The 14,483-nt window shown below is 68.1% G+C and carries 15 protein-coding genes; 6 read left to right on the top strand and 9 right to left on the bottom strand.

Translation table 11 applies throughout. The features are described from left to right. The first annotated feature begins 98 nt into the window (after positions 1–98). Both BLW81_RS07270 and BLW81_RS07265 read left to right on the top strand, forming a co-directional pair. A complete protein-coding gene (locus BLW81_RS07270; RefSeq protein WP_235632211.1) occupies positions 99–992 on the top strand; it encodes a DUF4436 domain-containing protein in 894 nt (297 codons plus the stop codon). 62 nt (positions 993–1,054) lie between these two features. Then, entirely contained in the window at positions 1,055–2,194 is a 1,140-nt protein-coding gene (locus BLW81_RS07265; protein WP_083410373.1) for an acyl-CoA dehydrogenase family protein, read from the top strand. Between the two features lie 51 nt (positions 2,195–2,245). Here the strand turns inward: BLW81_RS07265 and BLW81_RS07260 are convergent, their stop codons facing one another. Together BLW81_RS07260 and BLW81_RS07255 are read right to left on the bottom strand one after the other, a co-directional pair. Then, the gene (locus BLW81_RS07260; protein ID WP_083406607.1) at positions 2,246–3,439 is read right to left on the bottom strand and encodes a sensor histidine kinase; all 1,194 of its coding nucleotides are present in this window, start codon (positions 3,437–3,439) and stop codon (positions 2,246–2,248) included. 6 nt (positions 3,440–3,445) lie between these two features. Further along, positions 3,446–4,084, bottom strand: coding sequence for a response regulator (locus tag BLW81_RS07255; RefSeq protein WP_083406606.1), 639 nt, complete (start codon positions 4,082–4,084; stop codon positions 3,446–3,448). A 170-nt stretch (positions 4,085–4,254) separates the two neighbouring features. Between BLW81_RS07255 and BLW81_RS07250 the strand changes: the two genes are divergently transcribed. The 4 genes from BLW81_RS07250 to BLW81_RS07235 all read left to right on the top strand — a co-directional run bounded on the left by BLW81_RS07250 (position 4,255) and on the right by BLW81_RS07235 (position 6,888). Then, positions 4,255–4,503 carry a hypothetical protein gene (locus BLW81_RS07250; RefSeq protein ID WP_083406605.1) on the top strand — a complete coding sequence of 83 codons (249 nt, stop codon included), beginning with the start codon at positions 4,255–4,257 and terminating at the stop codon, positions 4,501–4,503. A 77-nt stretch (positions 4,504–4,580) separates the two neighbouring features. Beyond that, positions 4,581–4,835 carry a hypothetical protein gene (locus BLW81_RS07245; protein ID WP_083406604.1) on the top strand — a complete coding sequence of 85 codons (255 nt, stop codon included), beginning with the start codon at positions 4,581–4,583 and terminating at the stop codon, positions 4,833–4,835. 23 nt (positions 4,836–4,858) lie between these two features. Beyond that, the gene (locus BLW81_RS07240; protein WP_083406603.1) at positions 4,859–6,094 is read left to right on the top strand and encodes an acyl-CoA dehydrogenase family protein; all 1,236 of its coding nucleotides are present in this window, start codon (positions 4,859–4,861) and stop codon (positions 6,092–6,094) included. Beyond that, complete coding sequence (locus tag BLW81_RS07235) at positions 6,091–6,888, top strand: tyrosine-protein phosphatase (RefSeq protein WP_083406602.1); 798 nt, start codon at positions 6,091–6,093, stop codon at positions 6,886–6,888. Before BLW81_RS07240 ends, BLW81_RS07235 begins: the two co-directional genes overlap by 4 nt. Before the next feature lie 84 nt (positions 6,889–6,972). Here the strand turns inward: BLW81_RS07235 and BLW81_RS07230 are convergent, their stop codons facing one another. The 7 genes from BLW81_RS07230 to BLW81_RS07200 form a co-directional block, all read right to left on the bottom strand. Further along, a complete protein-coding gene (locus BLW81_RS07230) occupies positions 6,973–8,136 on the bottom strand; it encodes an LLM class flavin-dependent oxidoreductase (RefSeq protein WP_083406601.1) in 1,164 nt (387 codons plus the stop codon). A gap of 9 nt (positions 8,137–8,145) precedes the next feature. Continuing rightward, positions 8,146–8,631, bottom strand: coding sequence for a DUF456 domain-containing protein (locus tag BLW81_RS07225; protein ID WP_083406600.1), 486 nt, complete (start codon positions 8,629–8,631; stop codon positions 8,146–8,148). Between the two features lie 117 nt (positions 8,632–8,748). Next, complete coding sequence (locus BLW81_RS07220) at positions 8,749–10,308, bottom strand: transposase (RefSeq protein WP_235632108.1); 1,560 nt, start codon at positions 10,306–10,308, stop codon at positions 8,749–8,751. A gap of 105 nt (positions 10,309–10,413) precedes the next feature. After that, on the bottom strand, positions 10,414–11,124 hold the full coding sequence (locus BLW81_RS07215; RefSeq protein WP_083406598.1) for a haloacid dehalogenase type II: 711 nt from the start codon (positions 11,122–11,124) through the stop codon (positions 10,414–10,416). After that, on the bottom strand, positions 11,124–12,089 hold the full coding sequence (locus tag BLW81_RS07210; protein ID WP_083406597.1) for an NADPH:quinone oxidoreductase family protein: 966 nt from the start codon (positions 12,087–12,089) through the stop codon (positions 11,124–11,126). Before BLW81_RS07210 ends, BLW81_RS07215 begins: the two co-directional genes overlap by 1 nt. Positions 12,090–12,096: 7 nt before the next feature. Continuing rightward, positions 12,097–12,960 carry an SDR family oxidoreductase gene (locus BLW81_RS07205; protein ID WP_083406596.1) on the bottom strand — a complete coding sequence of 288 codons (864 nt, stop codon included), beginning with the start codon at positions 12,958–12,960 and terminating at the stop codon, positions 12,097–12,099. Between the two features lie 72 nt (positions 12,961–13,032). Further along, positions 13,033–14,436 carry an aldehyde dehydrogenase family protein gene (locus BLW81_RS07200; RefSeq protein ID WP_083406595.1) on the bottom strand — a complete coding sequence of 468 codons (1,404 nt, stop codon included), beginning with the start codon at positions 14,434–14,436 and terminating at the stop codon, positions 13,033–13,035. Positions 14,437–14,483: the final 47 nt, after the last annotated feature.

Here is a 14,483-nt window from a genome sequence, read left to right as displayed (position 1 = left end):
GTCACAGCTATATCGGTACGGCTCGTCGCGGAACTGAGGTGCGGCGTGTCGTCGGCGGGCCGCCGGTATTCACCGCCTGCGTCACTAACATCCCGTTGGTGCCGGAAGCCGAACCGTCGAGACCTCGCAGCACGACCCGGGCACGACTGGCCAGTGCCGGCACGGTGCTGATCGTCGTGCTCATCTACGCCGGCTCGTTGCTCGGCTACCGCTACGTGTCCGGATCCGAAGAGTCGCTGGGCCCACCCGATCTCGGTGCGAGCGAGGACACCGTCGTGCAGGTGAAGCTGCACTCGATCGACACGGTCGACAACGAGGTCGAGGCCAAGGTGGTGGTCTTCCCCGCCGAGGACCACCTGAACACGGCGCTCAACGTCGTCAACACCGACGTCGCGGTCCGGCTGTTCCTCGACGAGGTCAACCTGGCTCAGGACCTGGAGACACCCAACGGGCGGCTGCCCGCGGAGATGAGCACGACGATCATCGCCGAGGGCGATCCGGACAAGTGGCCCTTCGACTCGTACACCATCGGCGCGCTCGGGGCCGACGTGCTGGTCGGGTCCGGCGACGACCGAACGTTCGAACCGGCCCGGGTCGAGGTGACCGGCACCCTCAACGGCTGGGACATCACCAGCACCCGCAGCGGTCCGGTCACCCAGTCGTCGGGTGAGGGCGACTACGAGACCGTGACGCTGAGCCGGGCCCGCGGCGCGCTCGCCTTCGACCTGGGCCTGTGCCTGGTGCTGATCACGCTGCCCGCGCTGGCGCTGTTCGTCTCGATCGAGATGCTGCGCGGGCGGAAGAACTTCCTGCCGCCGTTCTCCACCTGGTATGCCGCGATGCTGTTCGCGATCGTGCCGATCCGCAACTTCATGCCGGGCGCACCGCCGCCGGGGGCGTGGATCGACCAGGCGCTCGTGTTGTGGGTGCTGCTCGCGTTGACCGCGGCGATGGTGCTCTACTTCATCGCCTGGTGGCGGCGCGCCGACTGACCGGCCCTATCGTGGCTTCGATCTGCAAACTGTCTGACAAACTTCGACCACGGGAGGCCACGGTGGCCGTCGACCGGCTCCTACCCAGCAGCGATGCCGAGGACCTGATCGCGCTCGCCCGCGACATCGCCGACAAGGTGCTCGATCCGATCGTCGACGAGCACGAGAAGGACGAGCGCTATCCCGACGGCGTGATGGCGCAGCTGGGGGCGGCGGGGCTGCTGAGCCTGCCGCAGCCCGAGGAGTGGGGCGGCGGCGGTCAGCCGTACGAGGTGTACCTGCAGGTGCTCGAGGAACTGGCGGCGCGCTGGGCGGCGGTCGCGGTGGCGGTCAGCGTGCACAGCCTGTCGTCGCACCCGCTGCTGGTGTTCGGCACCGACGAGCAGAAGCAGCGGTGGTTGCCTGCGATGCTGTCCGGCGAGCAGATCGGCGCGTACAGCCTGAGCGAACCGCAGGCCGGTTCGGACGCGGCGGCGCTGCAGTGCAAGGCGGTGAGGGCCGACGGCGGCTATGTGCTCAACGGCTCGAAGTCGTGGATCACCCACGGCGGGCGGGCGGACTTCTACACGCTGTTCGCGCGGACAGGGGAAGGCAGTAAAGGAATCTCCTGTTTCTTGGTGCCCGGTGATCTGTCCGGTCTGACGTTCGGCAAGCCCGAGGAGAAGATGGGCCTGCACGCGATCCCGACCACGTCGGCGTTCTACGAGGACGCGCACCTCGACGCCGACCGGCTGATCGGCGCCGAAGGTCAGGGCCTGCAGATCGCGTTCTCGGCGCTGGACTCCGGCCGGCTCGGCATCGCCGCGGTGGCGACCGGGCTGGCGCAGGCCGCACTCGACGAGGCGGTCGCCTACGCCAACGAGCGAACCACATTCGGCCGCAAGATCATCGACCATCAGGGGCTGGGGTTTCTGCTGGCCGACATGGCGGCGGCGGTCGCCACCGCACGCGCGACGTATCTCGACGCGGCCCGCCGTCGCGACCTCGGCCGGCCGTACTCGCAGCAGGCCAGCGTCGCGAAGCTGACCGCCACCGACGCCGCGATGAAGGTCACCACCGACGCGGTGCAGGTGTTCGGCGGCGCCGGCTACACCCGCGACTACCGCGTCGAGCGGTACATGCGCGAAGCCAAGATCACCCAGATCTTCGAGGGCACCAACCAGATTCAGCGCCTCGTCATCGCCCGCGGGCTGTCTGGTTAGACTCGCCGAGCAGTCACAAATTGCCCCGAAAACCCCCGCGGACGGGGCATTTCACGTCTGTTCGCCGGGAGGAGTCTCCGGCGGCGAGGTGGCTATCACCTGCGTCCCCCGCCCCGGGGCCGAGTGGACCTCCATCGAACCGCCCATCGCGTCGAAGCGGGCCAGCAGCGAGCCCAGCCCGATGTGTCCGTCGGCGACATACTTCTCGACGACCGCCGGGTCGAAACCGCGCCCGTCGTCGGTGACCGTCAGCACGATCCGGTCGCCGCGCCGCACCAACCCGACGTGCACCGTCGTCGCGCCGGCGTGCTTACCGATGTTGGTCAGCAGTTCGCGGGCCGCCCGGTACAGCAACTGCTGCGACTCGGGCTTGCCGACCTCGTCGAGCTCGGCCTCCACCGTGCAACCACCGCGAGATTCGAACTGCCGCACCAACTCTCGCACCGCGGGTGTGAGCCCGAGCTGAGCCAGCACCTGCGGGTGCAGCTCGGTCACCGTCGAGCGCAGCGCGGCGGCGGTCTGCTGCAGCGCGGCGTGCGCCGCATCGAGCGCGGGATCGTCGACGCGTTCGCGGACCTCATCGAGATCCAGCCGCGCGGCCAGCAGCGTCTGCAGCGGGCCGTCGTGCAGATGTTCGGCGACCTCGCGGTTGTGCCGCTCGTCGGCCTGCATCGCCTCGGACACCAGTTGTCGTCGCACCTCCTGCAGCTTGAGCACCCGGGCCTGCCTGCGCACCAGCACCACACACAGCGCGGACGTCGCGACCGCCGACCACAGCAGGAAACCGAACTGGGTGTACACCACGTTCGGCATGCCGACGGTGTCGTCGCGTTTGGAGTAGACGATCCACACCGCGAGGTAGGCCACCGCGGTGCCGACGCCCAGCAGCGCCGTCAGCAGCGGGCGGTCCTGGAACGCCACCGCGATCGGCAGCAGGAAGAACACCGGCAGCAGCGCCGCGGTGGCCCCGCCGGACACCAGGCACAGCACGACGACGACCAGCACGTCGATGCTCGTCGACGCCCAGTCGGCCCACCGGGGCAGCGTTGGGCCGCGCGACACCAGCACCAGCCACAGGACCGCGGCCACCGCCCACACGCCCAGCACCACCACGTAGACCATCGGCAACCAGTGGTCGACCTCCCACACCCACACCAGCACCGCGATCAGCGCGATCAGCGGCAACCGCAACACCGCGGTGACGCGAACAGGTTCGGCGGCGAAGAGGCGCGCGAGGCGGTCCATGCCGGTTCAGTCCAGGAGCTTGCGGCGCATCGCCTCGGCGACGGCGGCGCCGCGGTCGTTGACGCCGAGCTTCTCGTACAGGCGCTGGACGTGCGTCTTCACCGTCGACGGCGCCAGGAACAGCTGCTTGGCCATCGCCGGGATGCTGATGCCCTCGGCGATCAGCTTGAGCACCTCACGCTCGCGGGGGCTGAGCACCGGCCCCTCGGGTTCGGCGCGCTTGCGGATCTCGCCGGCCAGCCCGGCGGCCAGGCTCGGCGCGACGACGTCGCGGCCCTTCGCGCAGTCGAGCACCGCGTTGACCAGCTCCGAGCGGCTGGACTCCTTGGGTAGGAAACCGGCCGCGCCGTTCTGCAGCGCCTGGTAGACGATCGCGGCCTCGTCGTGCGCGGAGACCAGCAGCACGCGGGTCGGCAGCTCGTCGCGGGTGACCGCGGCCGCCACCTCGGCGCCGTCCATCCCGGGCATGCGGTAGTCCAGCAGCGCCACCTGCGGGTTGTGCGCCCGGATCGCCGCCAGCGCGCTCACCCCGTCGTCGGCCTCGGCCAGCACGTCGATCTGACCGCTGTTGACCAGCGCGCGGACCACGCCGTCGCGAAACATCGGATGGTCGTCGCCAACCACCACCGTGACCCGGTCCACCACGCGATCAGCTTCGCACAGCAACCGTTCCCCCGATCGGTGGACACGCGATTCCACCCGCTCATCCCCCAGCCGGTCGACAGACCGGGACGCGCCGATGCCGCATTCTTGAGTCATCGCCGGAACACACCGGCAGACAAACCGAAAAGTACACGCACACAGGAGGATTCGAAATGACCACGAACACCACCCGCCGTATCGCCCGCTTCTTCGCCCTGCCGGCCGTCGCCGCAGGCATCGCCGCCGGAGCGCTCGGCTTCGCGGGCGCCGCCAGCGCGGGCACCTACTCGCACGACACGACGCCGCGGCCCGGCATCGTCGCCGGCCCGAGCGTCAAGGCCCACCCGGCCCCAGAGATGCCGGCAGGCACGCACCACCACGGCCTGGTCTACGCCCAGGACTTGGCGGCCGGCCGCCGCTGACCCTCAGACCAGAAGCCCTCCCCGACGACGTGGCACTCCCGGGGAGGGCTTCTCCATGTGCGGCTAACGTCGGAGGTATGTCGAACATCTCGAGCAATGACCTGATCGACGACGTGGCGCCGGGCGACATCGTCGCTGTCGACCGCGACAACGAGACTTTGGCCGCGAAGGTGGTGCACAAGGAGACCGTCGACGACGGCTTCCTCATCACGTTCGAGGCGCCCGACGCGCAGACCTTCGAGGTGCGCTATCCGGCGGGCACCCGGATCACCCGGTCGCTGGAGTCCAAGTGGGAGTCCGGGCAGAGCCCGACGCCCCACAAACCTGTCTGACTTAGTGTCATATCGTGGCGGGCATGGACTTCGCGATGTCGGCCAAGGCGCAGGATTACCACGATCGCCTGACCGCGTTCATGACGGAATTCGTCTTCCCCGCCGAGGCTGACTACCACGCCTATCGCGAGGAGAAGGGTCCCAAGGACTTCACCGTCCCGCCGGTCGTCGAGGACCTCAAGAAGCTGGCCAAGGAGCGTGGGCTGTGGAACCTGTTCCTGCCGCCCGAGTCCGGATTGTCCAACCTCGAGTACGCGCAGCTGGCGGAGCTGACCGGCTGGAGCATGGAGATCGCCCCGGAGGTCACCAACTGCGCAGCGCCCGACACCGGCAACATGGAGACGCTGCACCTGTTCGCCACCGAACAGCAGCGCAAGCAGTGGCTCGAGCCGCTGCTGAACGGTGAGATCCGCAGCGCGTTCGCGATGACCGAGCCCGCGGTGGCTTCCAGCGACGCCCGCAACATCGAGACGACCATGCTGCGCGACGGGGACGACTACGTCATCAACGGCCGTAAGTGGTGGATCACCGGTGCGGCCGACCCGCGCTGCAAGATCCTCATCGTGATGGGCCGCACCAACCCGGACGCGGCCAGCCATCAGCAGCAGTCGATGATCCTGGTGCCGACCGACACCCCCGGCGTCGACATCCAGCGCTCGCTGCCGGTGTTCGGCTGGCAGGACCAGCACGGGCACTGCGAGATCGTCTTCGACAACGTGCGGGTGCCCGCCGAGAACCTGCTGCACGAAGAGGGCAGCGGCTTCGCGATCGCGCAGGCGCGGCTCGGCCCCGGCCGGATCCACCACTGCATGCGTGCGATCGGCGCGGCCGAGCGGGCGTTGGCACTGATGATCGACCGCGTGCAGAAGCGGGTGGCGTTCGGCAAGCCGCTGGCCGAACAGGGTGTGGTCCGAGAGTCGATCGCCAAGTCGCGCAACGAGATCGACCAGGCGCGGCTGCTGTGCCACAAGGCGGCGTGGACCATCGATCAGCAGGGCAACAAGAGCAAGGACGCGCAGGTGCTGGTCGCGCAGATCAAGGCCGTCGCTCCGCAGATGGCGTGCAACGTCATCGACCGTGCCATCCAGGTGCACGGCGGGATGGGCATCAGCGACGACGTGCCGCTGGCGCGGCTGTATGCCTGGCACCGCGCGATGCGGCTGTTCGACGGCCCCGACGAGGTGCACATGCGCACCATCGCCCGCGCCGAACTGGGTAGGGAGAAAAGCGCTTTCGCCGCGGCGGTGACCCAGCGGTGACGGCCGGGACCGGAGAACTGTCGGGCGCCTGGAACTTCCGTGACGTCGCCGCCGAGACCGGAGTGCGGCCCGGGCGGTTCTTCCGGTCCAGCGAACTGAGCGGGCTCGACGACGCCGGCCGAGACGTGTTGCGCCGGTTGGGTATCAGCGACGTCGCCGATCTACGGTCGGCGCGCGAGGTGGAGCGGCACGGCGGCGGGGCGGTGCCGCCGGGCGTCGCGGTGCACCTGCTGCACTTTCACGAACTCGCCGCGAGCAACGGGGAGGCGCCTCACGAGACGGCGTTTCAGAAAATGATGGGCGAGAAGCCCGACGACGAGGATGTCGCCGTCGCCGCCGGCCGGTTCATGACCGAGGAGTACCAACGGTTTCCGACGTTGCCGGGTGCGCGGCGGGCGATCCGCCAGGTAGTCTCGCTGCTCGCCGACGGGCGGCCGCTGATCGCGCACTGCTTCGCGGGTAAGGACCGCACCGGTTTCACCGTGGCCACCGTGCTCGATGCCGTCGGCGTCGATCGGGACGCCGTGATGGCCGACTTCCTGCGCAGCAATGATGCGGTACCGCAGCTGCGCGAACAGATCCTGCAGTCGGTCCGTGAGCGCACCGAGACCGCCGAGGAGGTCACCTTTGTCGAGGCGCGGTTGACCGACGCCGTGCTGGGCGTGCGCGAGGGCTACCTGGAGACCGCCCGGCGCGCGATCGACGAGCACTACGGCTCGCTGCGCGGTTACCTGGAGGCGGCCGGGGTCGGCGACGAGGACGTGCAGCGCCTGCGGGCCGCCCTCCTGGGCTGAGCGCCCCTCGTGGGCTGAGCGCCGAACGTTGATTACCGCTCGAAATTTCGGCGGATCTTCGAGCGGTAATCAACGTTCGCCGGGCTAGGTGGCGTCCTTCTCGGCTTCGTATTTGGTGGTCATGTGCTCGATCGCCGACAGCTGGGTCTGCGCCAAGTCGTCGCGCACCACGGCGGCACGCGCGGCGGCGTCCAGTGTCGGCTGCGCCTGACCCTGGAAATGTGGCATCACCTCGGCGGCGAACAACTCCGCCGACCGCTTGGTGGCGGCCGGGTTGGCCCATTCATGGCCCATCTGCAGCATGCAGCCGAAGCCGCCGGACTGGTCCCACAGCCGCTGCACCTGCGCACGGGCCTGTTCGGGGGTGCCGATCACGCCCGCGCCGGCACCGTTGATGACGTCGATGACCTCGTCGATGCGGTCGCCGGGCATGGTCATCTGCGGAAACGCCGCCACCTTCTGGAAATACAGATACCAGGACTCCAACCCGAAACGCACATCGGCACAAGCCTGTTCGTAGGTTTCGGCGATGTGCATCGGACAGACCAGCGACCAGTTGCGGCGGTCGACGGTGGTGCCGAATGCCGCCGCGCGTTCCTCGGCGATGCCCCAGTGATGCGCCAGCGCGTCGAAGCCCTCCACGACAAGCGTCGCGCCGATCGAGAGCAGGCCGATGCCGTGCTTGCCCGCCAGCCGCGCGCCGGTCGGCGAGGCCACCGCCGCGACGGCCAGCGGGATGCCGTCCTCGGAGTACGGCGCGAGTTGCAGTTTGGCGTCGTGGAGTTCGTGGGTGGCGGTCTTGGCGGACACCGTCTCGCCCCTGAGCAACCGGACAACGATGTCGAGGTTGGTCTCCAGCAGTTCGCGAGTGTCGGTCGGGGTCAGCCCGATCATCGCCGAATCGGTGGGCAACGAGCCGGGTCCCATGCCGCCGATGATGCGGCCGTGCGTCAGGTGGTCGAGCAGCATCAGCCGGTCCGCCGCCCACAGCGGGTTGTGGTACGCCAGCGAGATGACGCCGGTGCCGAACCGAATCCGCTTGGCGCGCTGTGAAGCCGCGGCGATGAACACCTCCGGAGAGCTGATGATCTCGCTGCCCGCCGAGTGATGCTCGCCGATCCAGGCTTCGTCGTAGCCGAGCGCATCGAGGTGCTCGATGAACTCCAGATCCCGCTGCAGCGCGAGCGTCGGGTTCGTGCCGGCGCGGTGGAACGGGGCGATGAAGTATCCGAAGCGCAGCTTGGCCATGCCTGCAAGCTACTGCGTCAGGTACACACCCGTGACCCAAACGACGGTCGCCAGCAGCGCTCCGGCGAGTTCGACGCCGACCGACAGCGCGACGCCCTTGAGCGCATGCTTGGTCGACGTCCACGCCATCCGCTGATCGCGCCGGTTGGCCAACTCGGCGAGGTAGATACCCAACACGAAACCGATCGGCAGGCCGAGCACCGGGATCACGAAGAAGCCGATGACACCCAGCACGGCGCCGGCGACCAGGCTCCATGTGCGCACGTCGGCCTCACGCATCCGCCGCACCGGCCAGGTGTACTTGACGAACGCCGCCGCGCCCAGCAGTGCCGTCGCGACCCCGAGGGTCACCCACGCCGTGGTGTCACGCTCGACGACGGCCCACACCGCGATCGCGGCGAACACCAGCAGGGTGCCCGGCAGCAGCGGCACGACGATGCCGACGATGCCGACCGCGATGGCCAGCGCCACCAGCACGATCCCGCCGGTACTCATACGCCCCCGCTCTCGTGCGATTTGTGAGTGATTTCGTTCGCTGAGTGGGTGTTGCGATTTGTGAGCGGTGAGCCGGTGATGGTGGGGATGTCGCCGGGTGCAACGGTGATGCCGGAGTTATCCGGCGGTGGCTGTGTGGAGTTTAGTGAGGTTCAGTGCTGCGGCGGCCAGATGCAGTTCGGCGCTGACGGCTGCCAGGCCGCGGCGGGCGAAGCGGCGTAGGCCGATGCGGTCTTTGAGGTGTCCGATTACCGGTTCCACGGTTGCCGAACGGCGTTTGTATCGTTGGGCCTGCTCGGGGTCGCGCAGGGTGTGACGCATCGCATCGCGCGGTGACAGATCCGGTGGTGGCGGGCCTTGAATGGATTGGTGTTTAGCGTCGTGATGAACGGCTCGACCCCGGCCCGGGGCTATGAGCCGCTCGGGCCCGGGGCTGGTGATGTTGTCTTCGGTGAAGTAGCCGTTGTCGGCTAGGACCAATTCGATCGTCTTGTTGAGGGCATCCATGTGGGTCGTGGCCGCAGCCAAAGCTGGTGTCCAGCAATGTAGATCGTTGGCGTCTTGGGAGATGTGCAACCCGATCACGAAGTGGTCATCAGAGCACACGATCTGGCTGTTGTAGCCCTGAACCGATCCGCCGCCGGCGCCCTCGACCATCAATCGAGCCTGCGGATCGGTCAGATTGACCACAGGCCCGCGTGCCTGGCCACGCTGAACGCCGAGGCGGACGCGTCGGCGTTCAGACGCGCCCCGCCGGTCAGCCAGCCCGGCGGCCTGCTCTTGCTGAGCCCGGGCCAATCCGGCTTGGGCCTTCTTGAGGATCTTGCGAATCGCGGCACGCTGGTTGGCCTCTGCGGTCCCGCGCACATTCAGCAACGGGGCCAGACGCCGCTGTTCACGGGCAATCCTGGCCTGATACAGGCGCACCTGATCCACTCCAGCCGGTGGTCGACTCGACACGACTTCACCGGCCTCCACGCGCTGCAGGTAGTGCTCTTGACGGGCCTCATCGGCAGCGTCGGCCTCGGCGTTGGCGGCGTCTTGACGGGCGATCTCTTCCTTGGCCCTCTTGATCGCCGCCGCGCGCCCGGCAGGGGTAGCCAATTCGGCCGGCGGGCGCTGCGCCGGGCCGGCTTGGGCTTCTGCGGCGTCTTCGGCGGCATCGACCGCGGCGGCTTGACTGACCACATCCTCGGCGATCCGGCGAGCTTGCTCAGCCACCCACCGCTGAGACCGGTTCGCTGATTTCGAGGCGTTGGCTGCGATCTTGGTGCCATCAATAGAAACCACCCCGACCTGAACCATCCCGGCTTGGGCGCACAAGCGCAGCACCTGGGCGAACAGGTCGGTGAACGCCTCATCGTGAGCCGCGCGGAATCGCGCGATCGTGGTGTGATCCGGCCGGTCCTGAGCACACACCACCCGATAGGCGACATGGTCGGTGCACAACCGTTCAATCTGGCGCGATGACCGCTGCCCTGTCGCATAGGCATAGATCAACAACGCCAACAACATATCCGGGTCATAACCCGCCCGCCCGACGCCACCAGTGCGCCGCTGTGCGTGCAACCTCGAAGTGTCGAGTTGCTCGACCACATCAAGGACAAACCACACCAGATGATCTGCAGGCAGCCAGTCCGCCATATTCGGCGGCAACAAGAACTCCTGATCACGCACCACAGGACGATACGAACGAGCCATAACTCATCGTGTCGCGCTCAGTCCCGAACGCCAAACACCTCACTCGGCATTTCGCAACACCCACTGAGCGATCGTTTTCACTCACAAGTCGCCCAACTGGTCCGCGAGGTCTTCGAAATCGGCTGCCCGGTAATCGAACTCTCCGTCGGCGATCTTCGACGGCCGGCGGCGGCCCTCGCCGTACTCCAGCGGCCGGTCGACGTAGGCCGTCATCAACCCCGCCGCCTTGGCAGCACGCAGGTCACTGGCGTGCGCGGCCACCAGCATCAGCTCACCGGGCTCGACGTCGAGCAGGTCGGCGCAGCCGAGGTAGACCTCCGGGTCGGGCTTGTAGTGGCCGAACAGTTCGGCCGAGACTATGCAGTCCCACGGCAGTCCGGCACGTTTGGCCATGTTGGTCAGCAGCGAGAAGTTGCCGTTGGACAGCGTGGTGATGGTGAACTTCGCCTTGAGCCGGGTCAGCCCGCGGACGGCGTCGGGCCACGGGTCGAGCCGATGCCAGGCGCGGTTGAGGTGGTCGACGGCCTCGTCGGCGACGCCGTCGATACCTGCCTTGCCGAGCAGTTCGACGAGGATCATCCGGTGCAGGGCGTCGATCTTCGTCCACGGCAGCTCGCCGCGGCGCACCCGGTCCATCGCCGGCGGGTAGCCCGCGCGCCAGTCGTCGGCCATCGCCGCCCAATCCCGTTGCAGGCCAAGGCTGCTGCCGAAGGCCGCCAGTTCCGCGGTGATGCTGGTGCGCCAGTCGACAACCGTGCCGAACGTGTCGAAAGCCAGCACCCGCAGAGACATTACGGCTCCAGCACGACCTTGCCGAGCACCCCGCCGTCCGCCAGCGCCTGCAGCGCGTCGGCGCCCTTGGCCAACGGGAACCGCATCGGCGGCGGCGGCCGCAGTCCGGCCTTCACCAGTTGCGCGACGCCGAACTCGAACACCGACTGTGCGCCCGGTTTGCGGTTGACGTACTCGCCGTACCCGACGCCGATCACCGCCACGTTGCGCAGCAGCAGCCGGTTCACCTTGACCGCGGGAATGCCGCCGCCGGAGGCGAACCCGAGCACCAGCAGTCGGCCCTCGATCGCCAGCGCCCGCACGGCGTCGTCGAACGCGTCACCGCCGATCGGGTCGACCACGAGGTCCGCGCCGCGGCCGTCGGTGGCGTCCTTGACCGCCTGCAACCAGCCGTCGGTCAGCGGCAGCACCAGGTCGGCGCCCAGCGACTCGACGAACTCGACCGCATGCGGCCGGTGCACCATCGCGATCACCTTGGCGCCCAGGGCCTTTGCCACCTGGATCGCGGCCGTGCCGACGCCCCCGGCCGAGCCGAGCACCAGCACCGTCTCACCGGGCCGTAACGCGCCGCGTTTGGCCAGCGCGAAATACATCGTCTGGTAGTTGCCCAGCAGCGCAACGGCTTGCGCGTCGTCCAACTCGTCGGGTGTCGCCCGGACGCTGTCGGGCGAGACCGCCACGCGTTCGGCCCAGCCGCCGAGCATCGACAGCGCGGTCACCCGCTGGCCGGGCTTGAATTCCGACTCATACGGCGCCGAACGCACCGTGCCGGCGACCTCCATGCCGGGGATGAACGGCGGCTCCAGTCGCAGCTGGTACTCACCGCGCAGCAGCAGCAGGTCGGGGAAGCTGACCCCGGCCGCACCGACGTCGACGACGACGGCATCGTCACCGCCGACGTCGTCGACATCGGTGTAGCTCAGTCCGGACGGGCCGGAAAGTTCGCGCGCGACAAGCGCTTTCATGCTGGTATCAGCCGAGGCTGAAGGTGGCCCGCTGCGCCGCCGACAGGTCGGTGATCTCGCCCCACTTGGCGGCGATGTCGTCGACGGACGGCACGTCGGTGAACGTGATGCCCTCGTTCTGGAACAGCGCGGTGCGCTGCACCTTGCCGCCACCGACGATGAACACCGACGCGGTGTCGGGCAGTTCCTCGGTCATCAGGTAGGCCACCACCGGCGCCACGTATTCGGGCGTCAGCTTCTCGAAGACCTCCGGCGGCAGGATGTCCTGCGTCATCCGGGTCGCCGCGATCGGCGCGACCGCGTTGGTCTTGATGTTGTACTTCGCGCCCTCCTGGGCCAGCGTGTTGATCAGGCCGACGAGGCCGAGCTTGGCCGCGCCGTAGTTGGCCTGGCCGAAGTTGCCGAACAGCCCGCTGGTCGAGGTGGCCACCACCACGCGGCCGAAGTTGTTCTCGCGGAAGTGCGGCCACGCCGCGCGGATCACGTTGTAGCCGCCGTAGAGGTGGACCTTCAGGACGGCGTCCCAGTTGGCGAACTCCATCTTGTGGAAGGTGCCGTCGCGCAGGATGCCCGCGTTGGAGACCACACCGTCGACCTTGCCGAACTCGTCGATCGCGGTCTTGATGATGTTCTCTGCGCCTTCGGGTTCGGCGACGGAGTCGTAGTTCGCCACGGCGCGGCCGCCGGCGTCCTTGATCTCCTGGACGACCTGATCGGCCATCGCCGATCCGGCGCCGGTGCCGTCGCGCGCACCGCCGAGGTCGTTGACGACGACGCTGGCGCCCTCCTTGGCGAGGGTCAACGCATATTCGCGTCCGAGGCCGCCTCCGGCCCCGGTGACGACGACGACGCGGTCCTGCACTCCTGGCATGAGTTTCCTTTCCACATTCCGCGATTTCGGTGTAATTGGTTGCGCTGGCCGCCACCAACTACACCCGAATCGCTAAAACAGACGTTTGGCGAGCTTAAGGGCCTTCTCTGTATACGGGGGATAGATGAAGGCGCCGACGTCGGGTCGGGTCGGCTTGGTCATCACCGTCTTCTTGTGGCTGAACTGCTCGAAGCCGTACCGGCCGTGGTAGGCGCCCATGCCCGACGGGCCCACACCGCCGAACGGCAGCTTGTTGGTGGCGAAGTGGAACAGCAGATGGTTGACCACCATGCCGCCCGCCGAGACCTCCTTGATCACCCGTTCCCGGATGCTCTTGGTCTTGGTGAACAGGTAGGCCGCCAGCGGCTTGGGCCGCGAGTTGACGAAAGTGATTGCGTCGTCGAGCGATTGGACCGTCATCACCGGCAGGATCGGACCGAAGATCTCGTCGGTCATCAACGGTTCGGCCGGGTCCGGATCGACGACGACGGTCGGCTGGATGCAGATCTTCGACCCGTCCGAGCCGCCACCGATGACGACGTCACCCTTGGTCGCGGCCAACGCCGAGGTGAGCCGGTCGAAGTGCCGCTCGTTGACGATGCGCTTGCCGTCGGGGTTCTCGGACTCGAACGTCGTCACCGCTTCTTTGATCTTGTCGACGAGGCGGTCGCGGATCTTCACGTCGGCGAGCACGTAGTCCGGCGCGATGCAGATCTGCCCGGAGTTGATCAGCTTGGTCCAGGCGATGCGCTTGGCCGCGACGTCGACATCGGCGTCGGCGGACACGATCACCGGGCTCTTGCCGCCGAGTTCGAGGGTGACCGGCGTCAGGTGCGGGGCGGCGCCCTCGTACACCTTGCGGCCGATCTCGGTGCCGCCGGTGAAGCAGATGTGGTCGAAGCCCTGCGCGATCAACTCCTGGCTGACCGCGCCGTCGCCCTCGACCACCGCGATCGCGTCGTTGTCGAGGTAGCGCCGCACCAGTTCGGCCATCAGCGCCGACGACGCCGGGCACACCTCGGAGGGTTTGAGGACGACGGTGTTGCCCGCCGCGATGGCCGCGATCGCCGGGCCGAGCGTCAGCACGATCGGGAAGTTCCACGCGCCGATCACCAGCACGGTGCCGAACGGCTCGTATTCGATCCAGCCCCGGCCGGGCAGCTGCGACATCTCCAGCAGCCGGTAGCGGCGGCGGGTCCACTTCTTCAGGTTCTTCGCGGCGTCCTTGGCCTGACCCGCGGTGCTGGCGATGTCGGCCAGCCACGCCTCGAACCGGCTGCGCCCGAGATCCTGTTCCAGCGCAGCGGCGATGGCGTCCTCGTTCTCGGTGACGAGCCGCTCCATCGCCTCCAGCTGCTGCTTGCGCCAGGCCAGATCCTTGGTGCGGCCGGTCTTGAACGTCTCCCGCAGCCGGCGCACCACGGCGGGGATGTCATCGGTGGCGGACTGAGCCGGGGCGGCGAATTCTGTGGTCATGGTGGGTGTCCTTCCTGACCCGAGGAATACCCGATCCTAACCAACCG

Origin of the sequence: Mycolicibacterium rutilum (assembly GCF_900108565.1) — a bacterium.
GTDB classification, from domain to species: Bacteria; Actinomycetota; Actinomycetes; order Mycobacteriales; family Mycobacteriaceae; genus Mycobacterium; species Mycobacterium rutilum.
This window is presented reverse-complemented; position numbering and strand designations above follow the sequence as displayed.